Origin of the sequence: Methylophilus sp. 42, assembly GCF_000384155.1 — a bacterium.
Classification (GTDB): Bacteria; Pseudomonadota; Gammaproteobacteria; order Burkholderiales; family Methylophilaceae; genus Methylophilus.
The window spans coordinates 66,876-88,149 of sequence record NZ_KB913031.1 but is presented as its reverse complement, the minus strand read 5'-3'; the positions used below and the strand labels follow the sequence as shown (position 1 = coordinate 88,149).

The window sequence follows — 21,274 nt, the reverse complement described above, 5'->3', positions numbered from 1 at the left end:
AGGACGCTCATGAGTAATCAATTTCTCGCTATCCGCCCACGCCGTATGCGTAAAGATGATTTCTCGCGCCGTTTAATGCGCGAGAACGTCCTCACGGTGAATGACCTGATTTATCCGGTATTTGTGCTGGAGGGCGAAGGTAAGACTGAGGAAGTGAAATCCATGCCTGGCGTACAACGTCAAAGCATAGATGTGTTACTTAAAACTGCTGAAGAATGCGTCAAACTGGGTATTCCGGCGCTGGCCTTGTTCCCGGTGGTGCCACAGCAATACAAAAGCCTGGATGCCAAAGAAGCCTACAACCCGGATGGCTTGGTGCCGCGTACGGTCAAAGCCCTAAAGCAAGCCTTCCCTGAACTGGGCGTGATTACTGACGTCGCCCTGGATCCTTACACGACGCATGGCCAGGATGGCCTGATTGATGACACGGGTTATGTGCTCAATGATGAAACTGTTGAGGTCCTGGTCAAACAAGCCTTATGCCACGCAGAAGCAGGCGCCGATGTGGTCGCACCTTCTGACATGATGGATGGCCGTATCGGTGCCATCCGCGATGCGCTGGAAGAGCACGGGCATATCTATACCCGCATACTGGCCTACTCCGCCAAATATGCCTCTGCTTTCTACGGCCCGTTCCGTGACGCGGTTGGCTCTGCTGGCAACCTCGGCAAAAGCAATAAATACAATTACCAGATGGACCCGGCCAATTCTGACGAAGCGCTGAAAGAAGTTGCGCTGGACCTGGAAGAAGGCGCTGATATGGTGATGGTGAAACCAGGTATGCCGTATCTGGATATTGTACGCCGTGTCAAAGACGAGTTTGGTGTGCCGACCTATGCTTATCATGTCAGTGGTGAATACGCCATGCTCAAGGCTGCTGCACAGAATGGCTGGCTGGATGAGAGGGCGTGTGTGCTTGAAGCAATGCTTGGGTTTAAGCGCGCCGGGGCGGATGGCGTGTTGACTTATTATGCGATGGATATTGCGCGATGGTTGAAATAACCTGTTTTCCAACAAAAAAGGTTATCTACAAAATAACTTATCCAAACGGGAAGATTTATATTGGCAAAGACCTCACAAATAGCCTGACATACTTTGGTAGTGTGAATGACGCGTTAGTAAGAAAAGACTTTTCAGAAGAGCAAAGAAAGAATTTTACGATCACTAAAGAAATTCTCTTTGAGTCTGAAAGCGCTGAAGAAGTAAACCGAATTGAGGCTAAACTCATTGTGCAATATGGAGCAAATAATCCTGAAAAGGGTTATAACCAGTGGCCGAAATTTTCAGGTTGAGTTCTTTCGCCTCTTGGCGAGTTACTTTTCTTTGCTTGCACAAAGAATAAGTAACCAAAAGAAATGCACCCCAACTTCCGCTTGTTCCCTGCGTTGCTCGTCAAAATAAGCGGTCACGAAACTCAACCTGGTAGCTCACACACAACGTGAGCTACTGCGGGATTCAGACAGTCGTTCCCTTTCTCCTTATTTTGCCTGCGCTACTCGGCGCGGCAGATGGGGACCCCGAAAACCTACGAGTGCCGTCGTTTGGCCGATGTAACAAAAGAATCTGGTTTTTGAACCGTTCAAACTTCTATGCTGTAAGTTTGGCGAGATAAGTCCCATCCCATCACGCCGAGCAACGCAAGGAAGCCGTCAAGCCGTGATGGCTGGGTGCCCTCCTCTTTGGTTACTTTCTGAGGGGCAAGCATCAGAAAGTGACTCGCCGAGAGGCGAAAAAGAATAGCGCAAGGCAGAGGCAAGTTACTTAGGCGCAAACGTAAACGCATCACTATAAAACTCTTCTTCAGGCAGCCCACGCGTGACAAACGTCTGTTTGGCAATATCTACCATGCCAGGTGCGCCACACACATACACCTCAAATCCACTCAAATCCGCATGATCTTCCAGCACGGCCTGATGTACCAGTCCGCGACGGCCATCCCAGTTGTCATTGTTGTTGCCATCTGAAATCACCGGGATATATTGAATATTCGGCATAAACTGCGCCCAGCGTTGGCAAAGGTCGTCCATATACAAGTCGCTGACCTGGCGCGCACCGCGGTAGAGATACACAGGACGCTGGATTTGATTAAAAATCATGTGCTCTATCATGCCTTTAACTGGCGCAAAACCAGTGCCGCCCGCGACCATGATGATAGGCTTGTCATTTTGTTCGCGCAGGAAAAAGCTGCCTAGCGGAGCTTCTATACGAAGAATGGTTTTTAAGGGCATCTCATTAAATACTTGCTCGGTGAAGTGCCCACCGGCAATTTTGCGGATATGCAGTTCGATAAAGCCTTGTTCATGCGGCGCATTGGCGATGGAGAAGGCGCGACGGCGGCCGTCTTTGAGCAGAAATTCAATGTATTGCCCGGCCATAAAGGTGAGTTGTTCGGTGCCTGGTAACTGTAAATGCAGCACCATGACATCCTCACCCAGTTGTTCTTTGTGTTGTACACGCACCGGTAAAATGCGCGGTTTGATCCCTTGTACCGCGTCGATCTGGCGGCATTCTATGACCAGGTCTTCGAGCGGTCTGGCACAGCAAAACAATGCCAGGCCTGCGGCTAGTTCTGCATCGGTCAGCGCATTGCCTTGAAAGTCGTCATGCATGACTTTGCCGGTCAGCACTTTGCCTTTGCAGGCGCCGCAGGCGCCATTGCGGCAGCCGTATGGCAGGTTGATGCCTGCTTCAATGGCGGCTTCGAGCACGGTTTGGCTGGGGCGTACGTCAAAGGTATGGCCACTGTTTTCAATCAAGACACGATTCATAAGGCGTTGTTTTCTGTCGGGTTAATCTTTGCGAGGTAAGTGCACCACGTTGTCTGCTGGCTTGCTGTCATCTACTTCGGTAAATTCGCCTTCAATGACCTCGTCGTTGGCGCTGGCACGATACTGCGCGCCGTTTTGATTACCTGTTGCACCCGCGTTGGCATTGTTGCCGGGAATCAGCAGCAAGATCACGGCGAGCACATCGCTGATGACGCCAGGGATCAATAGCAGTACCCCGGCAAACATATTCCTGGCCGTTGAAAACATGGCGGCTACCGGATTGCTACCGGCGCCCATTTGCTGGAACATGCGTGCCGCAATCTGGTCTTTTTCGTTGCGTATCAATTTCAAGCCCAGATAGCCGATAATCACCAGGTACACCAATACCCACCAGCCATAGCGTTGGCTGAGTTCGATCAGGACGGCTATCTCCAGGAACGGAAAAGCCAGTAGAATAGCAAAGATGATAAAACGCATGTCAGAATCCTGTCTGTGAGTCAGCGCCCGTGACGCCAAAAGAGGAAATTATAATCGTGTTTACGCATGTGCCGAACAGGGTATGTGCTGAGCATATCGCGCAGACGCTGGTTACAGAGAAGTTGGCGGCATGCGTCAATATTTCAAGTCCTGTCACCTCGATCTATCATTGGCAAGGGCAGGTCGAGCAAGTGGAAGAGATTGGATTGACCATCAAAACGACTTGTCAGGGCTATGCTGCTTGTGCGACTAAGCTAAGGATGCTGCATCCTTATGAACTTCCGGAGATTGTAGGCATCCATGTGAACGAGGGTTTGCCAGAATATCTGGCATGGGTGGCGGCAGAAACAAGGGTGCGGGAGTAAATCGTTGATGACAATGTGGTTAAGAAGCTGGATCGTGCTGGTGGCGCTGTTGCTCGTCATGCCACCCGTGCATGCGGCGTCGCAGTTTTCAAAACTGTTTACTGAAGAGAGCAGCGAAGATTTCTTGCCCGTCGATGAGGCGTTTAAAGTCGAAGCCGGCTTGGTAGATGCCAGCCATGCGCAGCTCAAGTTCACAGTGGCGCCGGGACATTATTTATACCGTGAGCGCATTCAATTGGTATTGCCTGCCGGAGACACTGCCAAAATCACATTGCCTGCGGGCGAAACCAAGAATGACCCTAATTTTGGTGAGCAGCAGGTATTTCACCATGACACTTTAGCCGAAGTCACGTTTACGGGCGTCGCGCCTGACACATTGCAGGTGCGCTATCAGGGTTGTAGTGAGAAAGGGTTGTGCTATCCACCACAAACCAAATCACTGCCTTTGTCCAAGTCACCTTCTTTTGGATCTGCGGTTTCTTCTGGCAGCATCACATCTGCTGCGTCAGACGTTGCGCCTGTTGAAGAAGAGTTCTCCGGCAAATTGTTATCTTCTGGCCGCTGGTGGCAGATTGTTGCGGGCTTTTTCGGGGCGGGCTTGTTGCTGGCATTGACGCCTTGTGTGTTCCCCATGATTCCTATTCTATCCGGCATTATTGTCGGTAAAAATGCGCATGTTTCGCGCGGTAAAGCCTTCACGCTGTCATTGGCTTATACCTTGGGCATGTGTCTGACTTATACATTGGCAGGGGTGGCGGCAGGTTTGTCGGGGCAGTTGTTGAGCAACGCCTTGCAAACGCCGGCTGCCCTGATCACCGGTGCGTTGATTTTTGTGGTGTTATCCTTTTCGATGTTTGGCTTTTATGAGTTGAAGTTGCCAAGCGCGGTTGAGAATTACTTTTTTAACTGGAGCAGCCGTTTTAAAGGTGGTCATTTGCTCAGTGATTTTCTGATGGGGGCCATTTCCGCACTGATTATCAGCCCGTGCGTGGCAGCGCCGCTGGCGGGGGCCTTGCTTTATATCAGCCAAACCAATGATGTCACGTTGGGCGCGGTGGCTTTGTTTTCACTTTCTTTAGGTATGGGTGTGCCATTGTTATTGATCGGTGCCTCTGCGGGCACATTATTGCCCAAAGCTGGTGAGTGGATGAATACGATTCGACGTTTGTTTGGTGTGCTAATGCTCGGTGTGGCGATCTGGGTCATCAGCCCGATGTTGCCGGTGGCGGCACAATTGGTGTTATGGGCGGCACTTTGCATTGTGCCTGCGATTTATTTGCGGGCAATTGATCCATTACCTGCTACGGCGGGCACGGTACCGCGCCTATTTAAAGGGTTTGCGGTCATCTTGCTGCTATACGGCATCGCCTTGCTCGTTGGTGCCTGGTCAGGGGCGCGCTCGCCGCTGCAACCATTACAAGCCCTGATGGCAAGTTCGCCTGCCAGTGTGCAGCCATTGGCGTTTGAGCGCGTGCATAGCGTGCAAGCACTTGAGCAACGCTTGAAGGCTGCCCATGGCCAGCCGGTGATGCTGGATTTTTATGCTGACTGGTGTGTTTCGTGCAAAGAGTACGAGCAGTTCGTATTCAGCGATCCTGCCGTGCGGGCTGCATTGCAAGGCGTATTACTGTTGCAGGCCGATGTCACAGATAATCGTGCCGAAGATGCGGCGTTATTGAAACAGTTTGCCTTATTCGGGCCGCCCGGCATCGTGTTTTTCAATGCCCAGGGTCAGGCCGTGCAGCCGGTCATTAAAGGCTATCAGGATGCTGAGCGCTTTGTGCGTACCGTCCGCGCGCTAAAGTTAAAGCCAGTGGAGGCGTCACCACATGCGTAATGTTGCCCGCGTGGTCATGACGGTTTTATTGATGGTGGTTCTTGGCAGCGGTTTTCGCTGGTTATATCTTAACCGCCACCAGTTTATGGCAACAGAATCCGCATTGCCGAGTGCAGCAGACATTGCGCCAGTATGGGCCACCACCCTGTTCGATCATGGCGGTAAAGCATATCCACTGGCGCAATATAAAGGCAAGCCGCTTATTTTGAACTTCTGGGCGACCTGGTGTGAGCCTTGCCGCGAAGAAATGCCGGAGATTTCTGCTTTGGCCAGTGCGCATCCTCAGATTGCTGTATTGGGCCTGGCGATTGATGAGGCTGCCGCCGTGCATGAGTTTATAGAAAGCACGCCAGTGAGCTATCCCCTGCTGATAGCCGAGAATGAAGGCATGCCATTGGCTGAAACATTGGGTAACCATAAAGGTGTGTTGCCTTATACGGTGGTGATCTCCGCGCAAGGCGAAGTGACGCAGATTTTCTTTGGCCGCGTCAATCGCCAAATGCTGCAAAATGCACTCAACTTGTAGCGGTTTGCTTACTTTTTTCTAGTGTACGCAGGCGGTCAAATCCCGCCTGTTCGCTGCAAAACTCCTTCAATTGTCGGCTAAATTAGCGACTTTCAATTTTCTTTAAACTGCGAATTTCTCTGGACAAAATGCAATAACTTCGGCAAACTTCGACGCCATGAAGGTTGTACTTTTCTCCATGAGAGGCGTGTGAAATGGGCACCAAATCCATCCTGGTGATTCACGGACCCAATTTAAATATGCTGGGCACCCGTGAGCCGCAGCATTATGGCAGTCAAACACTGGCAGACATTAATCAGCGTTTGCAAGATTTGGCGCGCGCTGATCAGGTGCGTCTGGATACTTTTCAAAGTAATTCTGAAGCCGAGATCATTGAGAAAATACACGCACTTTCCGTGAACCGCGTTGATTATGTCATTATCAATCCAGCGGCATTCACACATACCTCCGTTGCCATTCGTGATGCCCTTTCTGCAGTCAATGTGCCGTTTATTGAAGTGCATTTGTCGAATGTGCATGCACGCGAGTCATTCCGTCATCATTCTTATTTCAGCGATATTGCAACCGCAGTGATTTGCGGTTTGGGCGCAGAGGGATACTTCGCCGCATATCGTTACATCCAACAACTCTAATAACATTAAAACATTTACATTCGAGGCTTTTATGGATTTACGCAAACTCAAAAAACTGATTGATCTGGTAGAGGAATCGGGGATTTCCGAACTGGAACTGACCGAGGGTGAGGAAAAAGTACGTATTAGTCGCGCCATGGCGCCTGGCGTTGCGCCGGTCGCACAATATGTGGCTGCCCCGGCACCGGTTGCGGCACCTGCCGCCGCGCCAGCTGCTGCGCCAGCCGCTGCCCCGGCTGAAGTGCTGGATGGCAAAGTGGTTAAATCACCGATGGTCGGTACTTTTTACCGCGCTTCATCCCCTGATGCCAAATCCTTTGTTGATGTTGGCAGCAGTGTAAGCACTGGTGATACTTTGTGCATTATTGAGGCGATGAAGCTGCTCAATGAAATTGAGAGCGAGTTCTCCGGCACGATTAAGAAGATTTTTGTTGAAAACGGCCAGCCAGTGGAATACGGCGAACCATTGTTCCTGATTGGTTAATCCGCTATGTTTGAAAAAAATCTGATTGCCAATCGCGGCGACCAGCTGCCTGCAGGCAGCACAGCAACGAAGTTAAATTGCGTCGTGGCTGCAAGCCACGCGGCTATTGAGACGCGGAGTTAATAATGTTTGAGAAGATACTGATTGCCAACCGCGGCGAAATTGCCTTGCGCGTGCAGCGCGCCTGTCGTGAGTTGGGGATTAAAACGGTGGCGGTGCACTCCGAGGCCGACCGTGATGCTAAATATGTCAAATTGGCCGATGAGTCTGTGTGTATTGGCCCTGCGCCGTCAGCTAAAAGTTACCTGAATATCCCTGCGGTGATCAGTGCTGCAGAAGTGACTGATGCGCAAGCGATTCACCCTGGTTATGGCTTCCTGTCTGAAAACGCAGACTTTGCCGAGCGTGTTGAACAAAGTGGTTTTGTGTTTATCGGCCCGCGTGCCGAAACCATCCGTTTGATGGGGGACAAGGTTTCCGCTAAAGATGCCATGAAAAAAGCGGGCGTGCCTTGTGTGCCAGGTTCTGATGGCGCCTTGAACGACGATCCGGCCGAAATCATGAAAACGGCCAAACGCATTGGCTATCCTGTCATTATTAAAGCCGCTGGTGGCGGTGGCGGTCGTGGCATGCGTGTGGTGCATACCGAAGCGGCATTGCTGAATGCGGTGAATATGACTAAAGCCGAAGCGCAAACGGCTTTTGGTAACCCCATGGTTTACATGGAAAAATTTCTTGAAAATCCGCGCCATATTGAAATCCAGATCCTGGCTGACCAGCATGGTAACGCGGTTTACCTGGGTGACCGTGACTGCTCCATGCAGCGCCGTCATCAAAAAATCATAGAAGAAGCGCCTTCGCCACTGTTAACGGAAAGAATCCGTGACAAGATTGGTGAGCGTTGTGCAGAGGCGTGCCGCAAGATTAAATACCGTGGCGCCGGTACTTTTGAGTTTTTGTACGAAAATGGTGAGTTCTATTTCATTGAAATGAACACACGTTTGCAGGTGGAGCATACCGTGACCGAAATGATCACCGGTATCGACCTGGTGCAACAACAGATCTTTATTGCTGCGGGCGAAAAATTACCGTTCCGTCAGCGCGATATTGTCTTGAATGGTCACGCCATTGAGTGCCGCATTAACGCTGAAGACCCTTACACTTTCGTGCCTTCCCCAGGCTTTATCAACCGCTTCCATATGCCTGGCGGCCCTGGCGTACGCATGGATACCCATGTCTATGGCGGTTATACCGTGCCACCACATTATGACTCCATGATCGGCAAGCTGATCACGCATGGTGCGACCCGTGAACAGGCGATTGCCAGAATGCGCGTGGCTTTGTCTGAGATGTATGTTGAAGGCATCAAAACCAATACTGCGCTGCATTCTGACCTGATGGCCGATTTGGCCTTCCAGCAAGGCGGTACCAGCATTCACTATCTGGAGCAGAAGCTGGGTATCAGCTCGAAATAATGTTGCATTGGCTGTTACTTAAAATTCAATCGACCGAGCCGCAGGCCGAGTCGCTCAGTGAGGTGCTCATGGAGCATGGTGCATTGTCTGTCAGCATAGAAGATGCGCACGCCGACACGATGGCCGAGCAGGCCATTTTCGGCGAACCTGGCGATCCGCCGCCCGGTATCTGGGAACAGAATATCGTCACTGCCATGCTGGATGCCGAGGCAGATGTGCAGGCGCTACTGGCGAATGTGCAGTCTGACTTGCAACTGGATGGCTTGAAGTACCAGGTGGAACAGATTGAAGAGCAGGACTGGGTGCGGGCGACACAAGCCCAGTTTGACCCGATCCGCGTGACCGATCAGTTGTGGATTGTGCCTTCATGGCATCAGGCGCCGAATGCCGATGCCATCAATATTGTGCTGGATCCAGGCCTGGCTTTTGGTACCGGTAGTCATCCAACCACGCATTTATGCCTGAGCTGGCTGGCGCAATTGCCCAAGCCCTTATTGGCCAAGGCAAATGTGCTGGATTACGGCTGTGGCTCAGGGATTTTGGCCATTGCAGCTAAAAAGTTAGGCGCGCAGAGTGCCATCGGTGTTGATATTGACGGGCAAGCCGTGATTGCCAGCCGCGATAATGCGGCTAATAATCAGGTCGATGCCGTATTTTATGATTCTGCAGACTACCTGCATGAGCCATTTGATATTGTGGTGGCCAATATTCTCTCCAGTGCGCTGATGGTATTGGCGCCAGTGATTGCCAAATCTTGCAAAAGTGGCGGCAAAGTTGCATTATCCGGCATATTGGATAGCCAGCAAGACATCTTGCTGGCACGTTACTCAGAGTGGTTTGAAATGGATGCCCCCGTCCAGCAAGATGGATGGGTCTTGCTGACGGGAAGCAGAAAATGTCCTTGATTACGGCCTGCCCGGCCTGCCAAACACAATTCGAAGTCACTGACGAACAATTGCAAGCCTATGCAGGCAAGGTGCGCTGTGGCGAATGCGACCATGTGTTTGATGCTGGCTCACATTTGCTATCGTCAATTACGCCACCCTTACCGGCCGCCGATACGACTGAAGTGGCCAGCGATGCCGCCGTGTATTTTAAAGTGAGTGCCGAAGCGGCACAGAGCGACACTACTGCCGCAGTGCCAGATTTTTCGCTGCGACCAGACCTGCCATTAGACGATGTTTTTTCCACGCCATTGCATGCAGAAGGCGCGGATTCAGAACCTGTTATCCCAGCATTTTTACGTGATATCTCCCTTGCGGATGAGCGGCCAGTGCCCGTGGAAAGCGCTGCCAGTCAACGTGTGTTTATCGTGCTAGCAGGCGCCCTGCTGTTACTGCTTGGCTTGCAAATAACTTATTTTTCCCGCACCAGCCTGGCAGCCACTTACCCACAAACCAAACCGCTATTGCTGGCATTGTGCAAGCCGCTGCATTGTGACATCAGTGTGCCGCGCGAGATTGCCCAGTTGACCATTGATGACGCTGATATTCAGGAGCATAAAGAGCGTCAGGGCGTGCTCATTTTTTCCAGTGTGCTGATGAATCATGGCAGCGTTGCGCAGGCTTACCCTACAGTAGAACTGACCCTGACCAATACCGCTGATGAGCCGGTGCTGCGTAAAACGCTCGCACCATCGGAGTATTTGCCTGCCGCGGTCAAGGTTGCCGATGGACTGGCCCCGCAGCAAGAGCAAGCAGTGAAAACCTTGCTCGGCGTCGATGAAAAACTGGTCACCGGTTTCCGCGTCGCCATCGCCTACTAAGTACCTCCGTATTTAGCGGCGAGCAAGTTGCGCCTGCGTTGCACCCACTTCCATCATTACTTTTCCCAGCACCTCAATAGCAGCGGTGCGTACAAAGCTTTTACGCCAGGCCAAGGCAATGCGTCGGCTAGGCGCCGGTTTGCTAAACGGGATGACTCGAATCAGCGGATTTTGATAGCGTGATACGGTTGCCATGGCCGGTAATACCGTGATGCCCAGGTTGGAAGCCACCATATTACGTATGGTCTCCAGTGAATTTCCCTGTAATACCTCCCCTTTGCGGCTCAACTCCGGGCAGGCCTGCGTCACCTGGTTACTAAAACAATGACCGGTATTCAACAACAACACTTTCTCGTTACTTAACTCATCGGCATGAATGGTTTTTCGCGCTGCCCATGGATGGCTCACCGGCACAACGACATTAAAGTCTTCATCGTAAAGCGGGATGGTTTCAATGCCAGGCACATCAAATGGCAAAGCAATCACGGCGGCATCAATGACACCATTTTTGAGTTGCTGCTCCAGGGTCGCAGTGATGTTCTCTTCGACCTCCAGCGGCATATGCGGTGCCGTTTTTATCAATGGTGGAATGATTTCCGGCAGCAAGTAAGGCCCTACCGAGTGAATCATGCCCAGTTTAAACAGGCCGTTGAGCGGGTCATTGCCATGTTTGGCCATGTCTTTAATTTTGGCCGCCTGCTCCAGCACGATATTCGCCTGCGCAATAATCTGCTCGCCGATCTCGGTGGGCGTGACCTCATTGCGGTTGCGTTCAAACAATGACACGCCTAGTTCTTCTTCCAGCTTTTTAATACCCAGGCTCAGCGCGGGCTGGGTGACAAAGCATTTTTCGGCTGCGCGGCGAAAATTACGCTCTTGTGCCACGGCTAACACAAACTTCAATTCAATCAGGGTCATGGCGGTGCTCTTATCAGGTGATGGCTGATAGTGTAATTCTATTAATTTTATTAATCAATAATATCAAAACATACAATTATACAAATTAATATCGCTTGCCTAGAATGCAAGTCATGTACTCACTCGTACTTCATTCATAAGGAGAAAACATGTTGGCCTGGCTGTATACCGAACCCCCTGATTTGCAGGAAACATTGGCGGCTTACGCTGCCTGCTTTTAATCAGCAACAAGATTGCTTTGATCAATTGGACGATGAACTATTATCGCAATAATGAAGAAGTAGTATATTGATCATCTGGTCATCTCTGGAGCCTGGGTGATCATAATCAAAAAAGGAGCTTAAAAATGGAGAATAAACAACACGCGACCGGCAAGTGTCCTTTTAGCCATGGGGCAATTACCGCCAGCGGGCAATCCAATACCAATTGGTGGCCCAATGCTTTAAATCTGGATATCTTGCATCAGCAAGATCGCAAGACCAATCCGCTGGGGGAAGCTTTTGATTATCGCCAGGCTGTCGCTACCCTCGATGTGGCGGCCGTGAAAAAAGACCTGCATGCGTTAATGACCGACAGCCAGGCATGGTGGCCAGCTGATTGGGGGCATTATGGTGGCTTAATGATTCGCCTGACCTGGCATGCGGCCGGGACTTATCGTGTAGCGGATGGCCGTGGCGGCGCTGGTACCGGTAACCAGCGTTTTGCGCCACTCAATAGCTGGCCGGATAACGTCAACCTCGACAAGGCGCGTCGCCTGCTGTGGCCAGTGAAGAAGAAATATGGCAATAAACTGTCCTGGGCGGATTTGATTGCGCTGGCAGGCACTATTGCTTATGAGTCCATGGGTCTGAAAACGTTTGGTTTCGCTTTTGGTCGTGCCGATATCTGGCATCCGGAAAAAGATATTTACTGGGGTAACGAAAAAGAGTGGCTGGCCAAAACCGGTAGCGAAGGTAATCGTTATTCCGGTCAGCGCGATCTCGAAAACCCGCTCGCAGCGGTGATGATGGGCCTGATCTATGTCAATCCGGAAGGTGTGGATGGCAACCCTGACCCATTAAAAACAGCGCACGATATCCGTGAAACTTTTGCCCGCATGGCCATGAATGATGAAGAAACCGTAGCCTTGACGGCAGGTGGTCATACGGTAGGCAAGGCACACGGCAACGGCCAGGCCAGCAATCTGGGCGCCGATCCTGAAGCCGCCGATGTGCATGAGCAAGGCCTGGGCTGGAACAACCACACGACACGTGGCGTTGGCCGTGACTCAGTCACCAGCGGCATTGAAGGCGCCTGGACCACACACCCGACGCGTTGGGATAACGGCTATTTTGCCATGCTGTTTAACCACGAATGGGCGCTTAGCAAGAGCCCAGCTGGTGCATGGCAGTGGACGCCTGTGAGCATCAAGGAAGAAGACAAACCGGTCGATGTTGAAGATCCTAGCATCCGCTATAACCCGATTATGACCGATGCTGACATGGCCATGATTAAAGACCCGGCTTATCGTCAGATTTCGGAGCGTTTCCGTGATGACCAGGCATACTTTTCCGAGGTATTTGCCCGTGCCTGGTTCAAGCTGACGCACCGCGATCTGGGGCCGAAAGCCCGTTATATTGGTCCGGATGTGCCGCAGGAAGACCTGATCTGGCAAGACCCGGTGCCTGCAGGCAATGCACTGAACGAGGCGGATGTCGCTGCTTTGAAAGCGCAAATCCTGGGTAGCGGCCTGACCACTGCAGAGCTGGTCGCCACCGCCTGGGACAGCGCCCGTACTTTCCGCGCGTCGGATTATCGTGGTGGTGCCAATGGGGCGCGTATTCGCCTGGCGCCACAAAAAGATTGGCTGGGCAATGAGCCAGTCCGGTTACAGAAGGTGTTGGCTGTGCTGCAAGGGATTCAGCAAGCGTTTGGCAAACCAGTCAGTCTGGCCGACCTGATTGTGCTGGCAGGCACTGCCGCAGTTGAGCAGGCAGCCAAGGCGGCAGGTGTTGAGGTGAAAGTGCCATTTACTGCAGGCCGTGGCGATGCTACTGCCGAGCAGACCGATGCGGAGTCTTTTGATGTGCTGGAGCCAGTACATGATGGTTACCGCAACTGGCTGAAAGCGGACTATGTGCCCAGTCCGGAAGATATGTTGCTTGATCGTACGCAACTGATGGGTCTGACGGCGCCAGAAATGACAGTGCTGATCGGCGGCCTGCGAGTGCTGGATACCAACCATGCCGGAAGCAAGCACGGCGTGTTTACCGATAGACCTGGTGTGCTCAGTAACGACTTCTTTGTTAACCTGACGGACATGCGTTATACGTGGGTGCCAACAGGGCAAAACCTGTATGAAGTGCGTGACCGCAGCACGGGCGCAGTGAAGTGGACTGCGACACGTGTGGACCTCGTGTTCGGCTCTAACTCGATATTGCGTGCTTATGCTGAGCTGTATGCGCAAGACGATGCCAAGCAGAAATTTGTGCAGGATTTTGTGGCTGCCTGGACGAAAGTCATGAATGCGGATCGGTTTGATTTGAAGTAATCGCAGTTTATAAAAGCGAAAGCGCCTTGAGAAATCTAGGCGCTTTTTTATTTGTGGATTGGATCTCGTAGAGAAGGTAATTCTTAGGTTTGTGTATTTATGTGGTGTTGCTTTTCGCCTTTTTGGCGAGTTACTTTTCTTTGCTTGCCCAAAGAACAAGTAACCAAAAGAAAGTGCACCCCAACTTCCGCTTGTTTCCTGTGCTACTCGGCTTGTCGGGCGGCAATCAAAAACTCGCTCCTACGGAGCTCAAACAGTTGCTTGCCGAAGACCCCCGCCAACCCTGCGTTGCTCGGCGCGGCAGATGGGGACCCCGAACACCAAGAGAGCGCCATTTTAATAAAAGAATCTGGTTTTTGAACTATCCACATTTCTACAATGTGTGTTTGGCGAGATGAATCCCATTCCATCACGCTGAGTAGCGGAGACTAAGTGGGGGCTTGCGGGTTGTGCAAGCCGCTAGGGCGAGTTTCGATGGACGCCCACTTTGTTGAGCAACGCAAGGGAGCCGCAAGGCCGTGATGGCTGGGTGCCCTCCTCTTTGGTTACTTTCTGAGGGGCAAGCATCAGAAAGTGACTCGCCTACAGGCGAAAAGGAACCCTCCAGAAAACGAGCAACCTTTTATTCCCACCTCACTTCGTTTGGACTCCAGCCATACCGCAATAACGCAAAACGCTACATTTATGACTAAATATTTCACGGTATGACTGATCCTGCTAATTTTCCCAACACCCCGCAAGTCCTTTGCAGTGTCTGCTAGAATACAGCCATGGATATTTATTTGATGCTGAAGGCCGTGATCATGGGCCTGGTCGAAGGCGCGACCGAGTTTATTCCTGTCAGTAGTACTGGACATCTGATCATTACCGGGGAGTGGCTGGATTTTCTCTCTAAAGATAAACGCGATGTGTTTGAAATCATTATCCAGCTGGGCGCGATCCTTGCGGTCTGTGTGGAATACCGCCAGCGCCTTTGGAATACGGTGCAGCGCATTCAAACCGATACCAACGCTCAACATTTTGTACGTAACCTGATTATTGCCTTTTTACCAGCTGCGCTGATCGGCCTGGCGTTTCATCATCAAATTAAAGAACATTTGTTCTCCTCATTCACGGTGGGTATTGCGCTGGTCGTTGGTGGCGTATTGATTTTACTGATTGAAAAATTTGCGCCAGCAGGCAAAACGAGCGATGTTGACCAGATCACGGCCAAGCAGGCTTTGCAGATTGGCTTTGCCCAGTCGCTGGCCTTGTTCCCCGGCATGTCACGTTCAGGGGCTACCATCTTGGGTGGCATGTGTTTTGGCCTGAGTCGTCAGACCGCGACCGAGTTTTCATTCTTTCTGGCGTTGCCGATTATGTTTGCGGCGACCGGGTTGGACTTGTATCAGGCACGTGATTTGTTGTCTGCTGATGATGCGCTGATCTTTTTAATCGGCTTTGTGGTCTCATTTTTGTCTGCGCTGGTGGTGATTCGTGCGTTGATCCGTTTCGTGGCCCAGCATTCATTTGCGGTGTTTGCCTGGTATCGCATCGTATTTGGTATTCTGATATTGGCCTTTTTTGCACATTAATCTGTTTAAGGTGTGAGTCATGAATCGTGCACTGTTTAAAAAAATTGCGTTAGGCATCGTTGCGCTGCTGGCGGTGCTGCTATTGGTGGTGGTTTACCTGGCGGTGACCTTTAATCCTAATGATTACAAGCCAACCGTGATTCAGTTGGTAAAAGACAAAAAACAGCGCACGCTGGATATCAAGGGTGACATCAAGCTCAGTTTCTGGCCAAAAATCGGTGCTGATCTGGGCGAGATTACCTTGTCCGAGCATCAATCTGACAAACAGTTTGCTGCGATTAAAAGCGCCAAAGTGGCGCTGGCGGTATTGCCACTGCTCAAAAAAGAAATCGTGGTGGATACCGTTTACCTGGATGGTGCGCAGGTCAATGTGATTCAGCATGCCGATGGCAGCTTCAACTTTGATGATTTGCTGAGCAAGGAAGAGGAAGAGTCACAGCAGATTAATTTTGATGTGCAAGGCATCAAAATCACTAACACCCAGGCCAGTTTTAGCAATGAAGGCACCGGGGCTAAATATAGTGTAGACCAGTTTAATCTGACCACCGGTCAGGTGGCGTTGAAAAAGCCGTTTGATGTGGCGACAGATTTTCACCTGGCGGCTAACCAGCCTGCCATCGATGCGAAAGCGGCGATCAAGGTCAATATCATGGCTGACCCGGAAGGTAAGCATTTTGTTGTTAAAGGCTTAGACGCACAATTAAAGGGTGCGCTGCTGGATGGGCAGGACGTCACAGTCACTGCGCAAGGCTCAGTTGATGTTGATGTGGCGAAAACGGCATTGGATGTATCTGGCCTGAAACTGGCCATGCAAGGGAACTTTAAAGGCGCTCAGCGCGATGTCGGCGTACAGGCTCCTGCTTTGAAAGTGAATCCAACGCTCATCAGTAGCGACAAAGTATTGCTGTCACTCAAGCAGAAAGATGCCAATGGCGATGTGGACTTGGCCGTAGTACTGGCTGAATTAAAGGGTAATCAACAGGCAGTGGAAAGCAAAGGCATTACAGCGGATATTAATGTCAATGCGGGTGCGCGCAAAGTGGAAGGTCACTTCGCATCCCCGGTGAAAGCTAATCTGACCGACCTGATTTTTGAAGTACCTGCGTTGGCCGGCAAATTTGATATTAAAGACCCAGCTTTGCCCAATGGTGCCATGCAGGGCCAGTTCAAACTGGCAGCCAATGCCAATGTGAAGCAAGAGAAGGTTAAAACCACGTTTGACTTGGTGCTGGCGGAAACCAAACTGAATGGCGATGTGAGTGTCGCCGGTTTCAGTACGCCGCATATTGGTTTCAAGCTGCATGCTGATACTCTGAACTTGAACGCACTGCTCGGCAATGTAAGTGGTAAAAAAGACGTTGCAGCGAGCAGCGCTAAAGCCAGCACCAAAGCAGATAAACCTGCCGACCTGAGCGCGTTAAAAACCTTGTTCCTTGATGGCAGCATCAATATCGGCAAGATTTTATACAGTCCCTATACCTTGAGTGGCCTCAATGTTGGCATCAAAGCCGATGGACAAAAGCTCGCCTTGCAAGGCCTGGATGTCAAACTGGATGACACGCGTATTCAAGGCAATGTCGGGGTTAGCCAGTTCAGCAAGCCTTTATATACGTTTGACCTCAATATAGACAAGCTGGATTTGAATCGCTACTTGCCGCAATCGACGGCCAGCGCCAATGAAAGCAAACCTGCTGACAAAGCGGCCGATAAGACTGAGCAACCGATTGATTTGTCTGCCTTGAAAGCACTGAATGCGCAGGGCAGTATCCGTGTGGGCTGGTTGAAATATGGCAAAACAGAAGCTAAAAACCTCAATATTGGTTTAAAAGCACAAGATGGGCTGGCGAGTCTGGATCCGCTGAATGTGGATGTCTATCAGGGCACGGTGCGCGGCGCAGTCAAGCTGGATGCGCGCGCGACCCCTGCGCTGGCGATTCAGCAAAGCCTGCAAAATATCGCCGTCGGCCCGTTGCTGGTCGACACTATTAATAATGACATGCTGTCTGGCAACGGTAACTTGAATTTAAATGTGACAGCGCAAGGTAATACGGTGACGGCGCTAAAAAAGTCACTGGGCGGCTCGGTTGATTTGCGTATGGCTGAAGGCGCCGTGAAAGGCTTTGATCTGGCTGGCGCGATCCGGGACGCCAAAGGCAAGCTGAATGTGCTCAAAGGCCAGTCGGATGCCGCTGCGGATAAAGGCAAAAAAACAGACTTTAGTGAGTTGACGGCAACGTTTAATATCAAAAACGGTGTTGCGCACAATGACGACCTGGCCATGAAGGCGCCAGTTTTTCGATTGACCAAGGGCGAAAGCAAGGGCGATATCGATATCGGCAAAGAACAGATTAACTATCTGGCCAAGCCAACGCTGGTCAATTCGCTCAAAGGTCAGGGTGGTAAAGATGCCGAACAGCTTGGTAGCGTGGGTGTGCCGGTTAAAATAACGGGCACTTTTGCCGCGCCTAAATTTGGTATTGATATGGCCGCGCTGGGCCAAGCATTGGCGAAATCTGTGGCACTGGATGCGCTCACCGAAAAACTTGGCGGCACGAAGGCCGATGCCTTAAAAGGATTGCTCAATGGTAAGTCATCCAGCGATAGCACGGGTGGTGATGCAGCCAAATCCGAGAGCGGGACGACAACGGAGCCTGCCAAGCCTGCCGACCAGCTCAAACAAAAGGCTTTGAAAAAGCTGTTGAACTTCTAGCTGTGAGTGTGTTTGCTGAAAAATTAATCGCCTGGCAACAGGCGTATGGCCGCCATGATTTGCCGTGGCAGCAAACGCGTGACCCTTACGCCGTGTGGGTGTCTGAAATCATGCTGCAACAAACGCAGGTTTCGGCCGTCATTGGCTACTATGACCGCTTTATGCAGCGTTTTCCCACCATCGCCAGTCTGGCCGAGGCTGAGCAGGACGAGGTCATGCGTCATTGGAGTGGTTTGGGCTATTACTCCCGTGCACGTAATCTGCATCATGCTGCGCAGACTATCATGCGTGAGCATCGTGGTATTTTTCCAACAGATTTCGATACCATCCAGACACTGAAGGGCATAGGCCGCTCAACGGCCGCCGCGATTAGTGTATTCGCTTTTAATCAGCGCCAGACCATTTTAGATGGCAATGTTAAACGTGTGCTGGCCAGGTTGTATGCGGTAGATGGCTGGCCAGGATTGCCCGAAGTTGAAAAAAAACTGTGGCAAATTGCTGAAGCGTTATTACCTGATGATGGTTTGCCTGCGTATGTGCAAGGCTTAATGGACTTTGGTGCGACTTTCTGCACGCGCAGCAAACCGCGGTGCGATGATTGCCCTATGCAGGATCAGTGTCAGGCTTATCAACAACAGCGTGTGGCCCAACTGCCGGCGTCTAAGCCGCGCAAAGCATTGCCAGAAAAACAAGTCACTATGCTCATGATTGTGGATGCGGGTGAGATTTTGCTGGAACGGCGGCCCAATCAGGGGATATGGGGAGGGTTATGGAGTCTGCCTGAACTATCTTCTACACAAATAGCCGTGCCGCATGTACAGGAAAACCTGGGATTGGAAACTGAAACGCTGGAAGTGCTGCCGGTGTTGTGGCATACCTTTACGCACTTCAAGCTTGAAATTACGCCGCAACCATTACAACTGACCGGGCGGCGGCCTGTCCTCCCCCCTCATATGCAGTGGCTGACCTTCTCTGACGCGATTTCAGCTGCACTGCCAACGCCGGTGCGCACTTTAATTAAAGCGTTCAAACAGCCTTAGGCAGGTGCCTAGAGGTTTGCGAGTCGAAACACGTGGCTGGCTAACTCGGCCTGATTATTTTTGAGATGTTTTAATAAAGAAGGCGCGCTATCAGGTTTCACCAGCGCTTTTGTGTAAATCACAGGCAATTCAAAAATAGCGATTTCGCGCTCAACAATATTCAGGTTCGCATGCGCGGAGCCTTGAATCACATCCATGAGCTTGTCGTATACATTGTCCGTGACGCGGGTATAAGGGAATAAAATCCAGAAGTCAGTGCCTTCCCTGCCGACCAGGTCTGAACGTCTAAATGAACGCTGCAAATCGTGTGTCAAAGAAGAGAGCTGGCGCAATGCCTCAGGCGCGCCATAAGCCTCGCCCAGGCTGTTGTCATCCCCATAGGCAATTCTCACCAGGGCGACATTGAAGTCATCAGAGTGTCTGATCAGCACTTGGCAAATCCAGTCTAATGTATCTATAAAACGACTACATAACTGAATGTCAGAAATCATGAGAAGCCCCGGTTAGAATCATATATAAAGGTGTGGACAGCAAAGACACTGTTAAACATTGCTATCCTAGCAGAAACTTTTAGATAAATTCAGTTTGAACAGCCTAGTAAAACCGCTCCTTTTCATAACCTTGCAATTTCCCGAACTAGTCAGACTGTTGCAATTCTGCAACAAATCAAACTTGCGCTAAGCAATTTGACGTATTCACTTGCGCCAAAAGCCCTGCATTTGCAAAAATTGCTCTGACCTTGTTGGAAATGCTTTAAGTGATTCCGCAGGAGTTCTCGAGTATGAGCGTTTTTGCGCTCATCTTAAAAAGCAATATCCTTACACAAGTTGTGAAAACAACATTTTTGGAGATTCGTATGAATACAAAATTGAACGTTGCAGTTGCAGCAGCTCTGTTCGCTGCCGCTACTGGCGCACAAGCTGGCATCACTATCCCAGCTGGTGACTGGACTCTGGACATCGGTGGCGTTGTAAACGCTTACTACACTCACACTAGCTTCAGCGGCGACGACGCAAATGCTGGTGAGTTTGCAAACGGTGATAGCGTAAACAACATCACTACCGGTTTGCTGCCAAACTACCTGAGCGTTTCTGGTAAAACACGTCAGAACGACCTGGATGTTGGTTTCACAATCAGCATTAACCCAGGTGCATCAACAACGCAAGCTGGTATTCAAAACCCGAAAGACAATGGTAGTGAAACACGTGGTTTTGGTAACCAAGAAAACCGTCAAGCATTCTTGACATTCGGTGATGCTTCATGGGGTTCTATCAAGCTGGGTAAAGATCTGGGCATCTACGCTTCAGACGCTATCTTGAACGACCAAACTCTGTTGGGCGTTGGTTCTGCTGCTGGTTCTTTGGCTGGCAACACAACTACATTGGGTCGTATCGGCCGTGGTTTCATGTATGCTGACTGGAAAGCACAAGTTGCTTACTCTTCACCAAACTGGAACGGTTTCCAATTCACAGCTGGTGTAACACAAGCTTGGAATGCATTGGCTGCTGATATCGGTACAGTTGCATCATCAGGTTCTAACCAACGTGGTGGTTCACAATCTGCTTACGAAGGTAAAGCTTCTTACGAGTGGACTGGCGATCTGGCTGGTAAAGTATGGGTTTCTGCAATCAGCCAAAAAGTTGCTGGCCTGAACAATGGTGTTACAACCTTTGGTGATGACCGTGCAACTGCATGGGATATCGGTACAAGCCTGAAATTTGCTGACTTCGGTCTGGTTGGTTACTACGGTCAAGGTAAAGGTATCGGCCAAACAGTTCAACTGTTGAACGGTTTCGATGCTAACGGCAAACGTCGTGATTCTGACCAATGGTACGTTCAAGGTTCATACACTATTCCTACTGTAGGTACTAAGCTGGCTGCTTCTTATGGCCGTTCTACATTAGATGGCAATGGTGGCGAAGACCTGAGCGAGTTGAAAGCTAGCATGTGGACTGTTGGTGCTTACCACCCACTGACCAAGCACTTGAACCTGGTTGCTGAATACTCTGTAGCTAAAGACGATACAAACTTCCGTACCGCTGCTGATACAGATCTGAAAGCAAAAACCATCTCTCTGGGTGCGATCCTGTTCTTCTAGTTTAATTGCAGTTTAACTGCTTAAATTAAAAGTCAGAAAAACGGCAACTTCGGTTGCCGTTTTTTATTGAGTAAA

At 50.7% G+C, this 21,274-nt stretch carries 19 protein-coding genes; 15 read left to right on the top strand and 4 right to left on the bottom strand.

Features of this window, described 5'->3' with window-relative positions; genetic code table 11:
* The first annotated feature begins 9 nt into the window (after positions 1–9).
* Positions 10–1,002, top strand: a complete 993-nt coding sequence (gene hemB, locus MET42_RS0100400; protein ID WP_019880688.1) for a porphobilinogen synthase — start codon at positions 10–12, stop codon at positions 1,000–1,002.
* A complete protein-coding gene (locus MET42_RS0100395) occupies positions 990–1,292 on the top strand; it encodes a GIY-YIG nuclease family protein (protein ID WP_019880687.1) in 303 nt (100 codons plus the stop codon). Before hemB ends, MET42_RS0100395 begins: the two co-directional genes overlap by 13 nt.
* 465 nt (positions 1,293–1,757) lie before the next feature.
* Here MET42_RS0100395 and MET42_RS0100390 read toward each other — a convergent pair whose 3' ends face one another.
* Both MET42_RS0100390 and MET42_RS0100385 read right to left on the bottom strand, forming a co-directional pair.
* A complete protein-coding gene (locus MET42_RS0100390; RefSeq protein WP_019880686.1) occupies positions 1,758–2,768 on the bottom strand; it encodes a CDP-6-deoxy-delta-3,4-glucoseen reductase in 1,011 nt (336 codons plus the stop codon).
* A gap of 21 nt (positions 2,769–2,789) precedes the next feature.
* A complete protein-coding gene (locus MET42_RS0100385; protein ID WP_019880685.1) occupies positions 2,790–3,245 on the bottom strand; it encodes an FxsA family protein in 456 nt (151 codons plus the stop codon).
* A gap of 56 nt (positions 3,246–3,301) precedes the next feature.
* Between MET42_RS0100385 and cutA the strand changes: the two genes are divergently transcribed.
* The 8 genes from cutA (at position 3,302) to MET42_RS0100340 (ending at position 10,329) form a co-directional block, all read left to right on the top strand.
* Positions 3,302–3,610 (top strand): divalent-cation tolerance protein CutA, encoded by a 309-nt coding sequence (gene cutA / locus MET42_RS0100380; RefSeq protein ID WP_232411198.1) that lies wholly within the window; start codon positions 3,302–3,304, stop codon positions 3,608–3,610.
* A gap of 13 nt (positions 3,611–3,623) precedes the next feature.
* The gene (gene dsbD / locus MET42_RS0100375) at positions 3,624–5,447 is read left to right on the top strand and encodes a protein-disulfide reductase DsbD (RefSeq protein ID WP_019880683.1); all 1,824 of its coding nucleotides are present in this window, start codon (positions 3,624–3,626) and stop codon (positions 5,445–5,447) included.
* Positions 5,440–5,973 carry a TlpA disulfide reductase family protein gene (locus MET42_RS0100370; RefSeq protein WP_019880682.1) on the top strand — a complete coding sequence of 178 codons (534 nt, stop codon included), beginning with the start codon at positions 5,440–5,442 and terminating at the stop codon, positions 5,971–5,973. The genes dsbD and MET42_RS0100370 overlap by 8 nt, the downstream gene beginning before the upstream one ends.
* Positions 5,974–6,167: 194 nt before the next feature.
* Positions 6,168–6,605, top strand: coding sequence for a type II 3-dehydroquinate dehydratase (aroQ, locus tag MET42_RS0100365; RefSeq protein ID WP_019880679.1), 438 nt, complete (start codon positions 6,168–6,170; stop codon positions 6,603–6,605).
* Positions 6,606–6,636: 31 nt separating this feature from the next.
* On the top strand, positions 6,637–7,089 hold the full coding sequence (accB, locus tag MET42_RS0100360) for an acetyl-CoA carboxylase biotin carboxyl carrier protein (protein ID WP_019880678.1): 453 nt from the start codon (positions 6,637–6,639) through the stop codon (positions 7,087–7,089).
* 125 nt (positions 7,090–7,214) lie between these two features.
* On the top strand, positions 7,215–8,564 hold the full coding sequence (accC, locus tag MET42_RS0100350) for an acetyl-CoA carboxylase biotin carboxylase subunit (protein ID WP_019880676.1): 1,350 nt from the start codon (positions 7,215–7,217) through the stop codon (positions 8,562–8,564).
* Positions 8,565–8,566: 2 nt separating this feature from the next.
* Positions 8,567–9,469, top strand: a complete 903-nt coding sequence (prmA, locus tag MET42_RS0100345) for a 50S ribosomal protein L11 methyltransferase (RefSeq protein WP_029512268.1) — start codon at positions 8,567–8,569, stop codon at positions 9,467–9,469.
* Entirely contained in the window at positions 9,460–10,329 is an 870-nt protein-coding gene (locus MET42_RS0100340) for a DUF3426 domain-containing protein (protein ID WP_019880674.1), read from the top strand. Before prmA ends, MET42_RS0100340 begins: the two co-directional genes overlap by 10 nt.
* 12 nt (positions 10,330–10,341) lie before the next feature.
* On the opposite strand, the gene MET42_RS0100335 is transcribed toward MET42_RS0100340, so the two are convergent.
* Entirely contained in the window at positions 10,342–11,247 is a 906-nt protein-coding gene (locus MET42_RS0100335) for a hydrogen peroxide-inducible genes activator (RefSeq protein ID WP_019880673.1), read from the bottom strand.
* Between the two features lie 346 nt (positions 11,248–11,593).
* Here MET42_RS0100335 and katG point away from each other — a divergent pair, with 346 nt between their 5' ends.
* From katG to mutY, 4 genes are all read left to right on the top strand, one after another.
* Entirely contained in the window at positions 11,594–13,777 is a 2,184-nt protein-coding gene (gene katG, locus MET42_RS0100330; RefSeq protein WP_019880672.1) for a catalase/peroxidase HPI, read from the top strand.
* A gap of 770 nt (positions 13,778–14,547) precedes the next feature.
* Entirely contained in the window at positions 14,548–15,351 is an 804-nt protein-coding gene (locus MET42_RS0100320; protein ID WP_019880670.1) for an undecaprenyl-diphosphate phosphatase, read from the top strand.
* 19 nt (positions 15,352–15,370) lie between these two features.
* Positions 15,371–18,061 carry an AsmA family protein gene (locus tag MET42_RS0100315; protein ID WP_019880669.1) on the top strand — a complete coding sequence of 897 codons (2,691 nt, stop codon included), beginning with the start codon at positions 15,371–15,373 and terminating at the stop codon, positions 18,059–18,061.
* 2 nt (positions 18,062–18,063) lie between these two features.
* The gene (mutY, locus tag MET42_RS0100310; RefSeq protein WP_019915198.1) at positions 18,064–19,101 is read left to right on the top strand and encodes an A/G-specific adenine glycosylase; all 1,038 of its coding nucleotides are present in this window, start codon (positions 18,064–18,066) and stop codon (positions 19,099–19,101) included.
* An 8-nt stretch (positions 19,102–19,109) separates the two neighbouring features.
* On the opposite strand, the gene MET42_RS0100305 is transcribed toward mutY, so the two are convergent.
* Positions 19,110–19,592: a hypothetical protein gene (locus tag MET42_RS0100305; protein WP_019880667.1), complete on the bottom strand. Its 483-nt coding sequence runs from the start codon at positions 19,590–19,592 to the stop codon at positions 19,110–19,112.
* 365 nt (positions 19,593–19,957) lie between these two features.
* Between MET42_RS0100305 and MET42_RS0100300 the strand changes: the two genes are divergently transcribed.
* Complete coding sequence (locus MET42_RS0100300; RefSeq protein ID WP_029512267.1) at positions 19,958–21,199, top strand: porin; 1,242 nt, start codon at positions 19,958–19,960, stop codon at positions 21,197–21,199.
* The last annotated feature ends 75 nt before the right edge of the window (positions 21,200–21,274 follow it).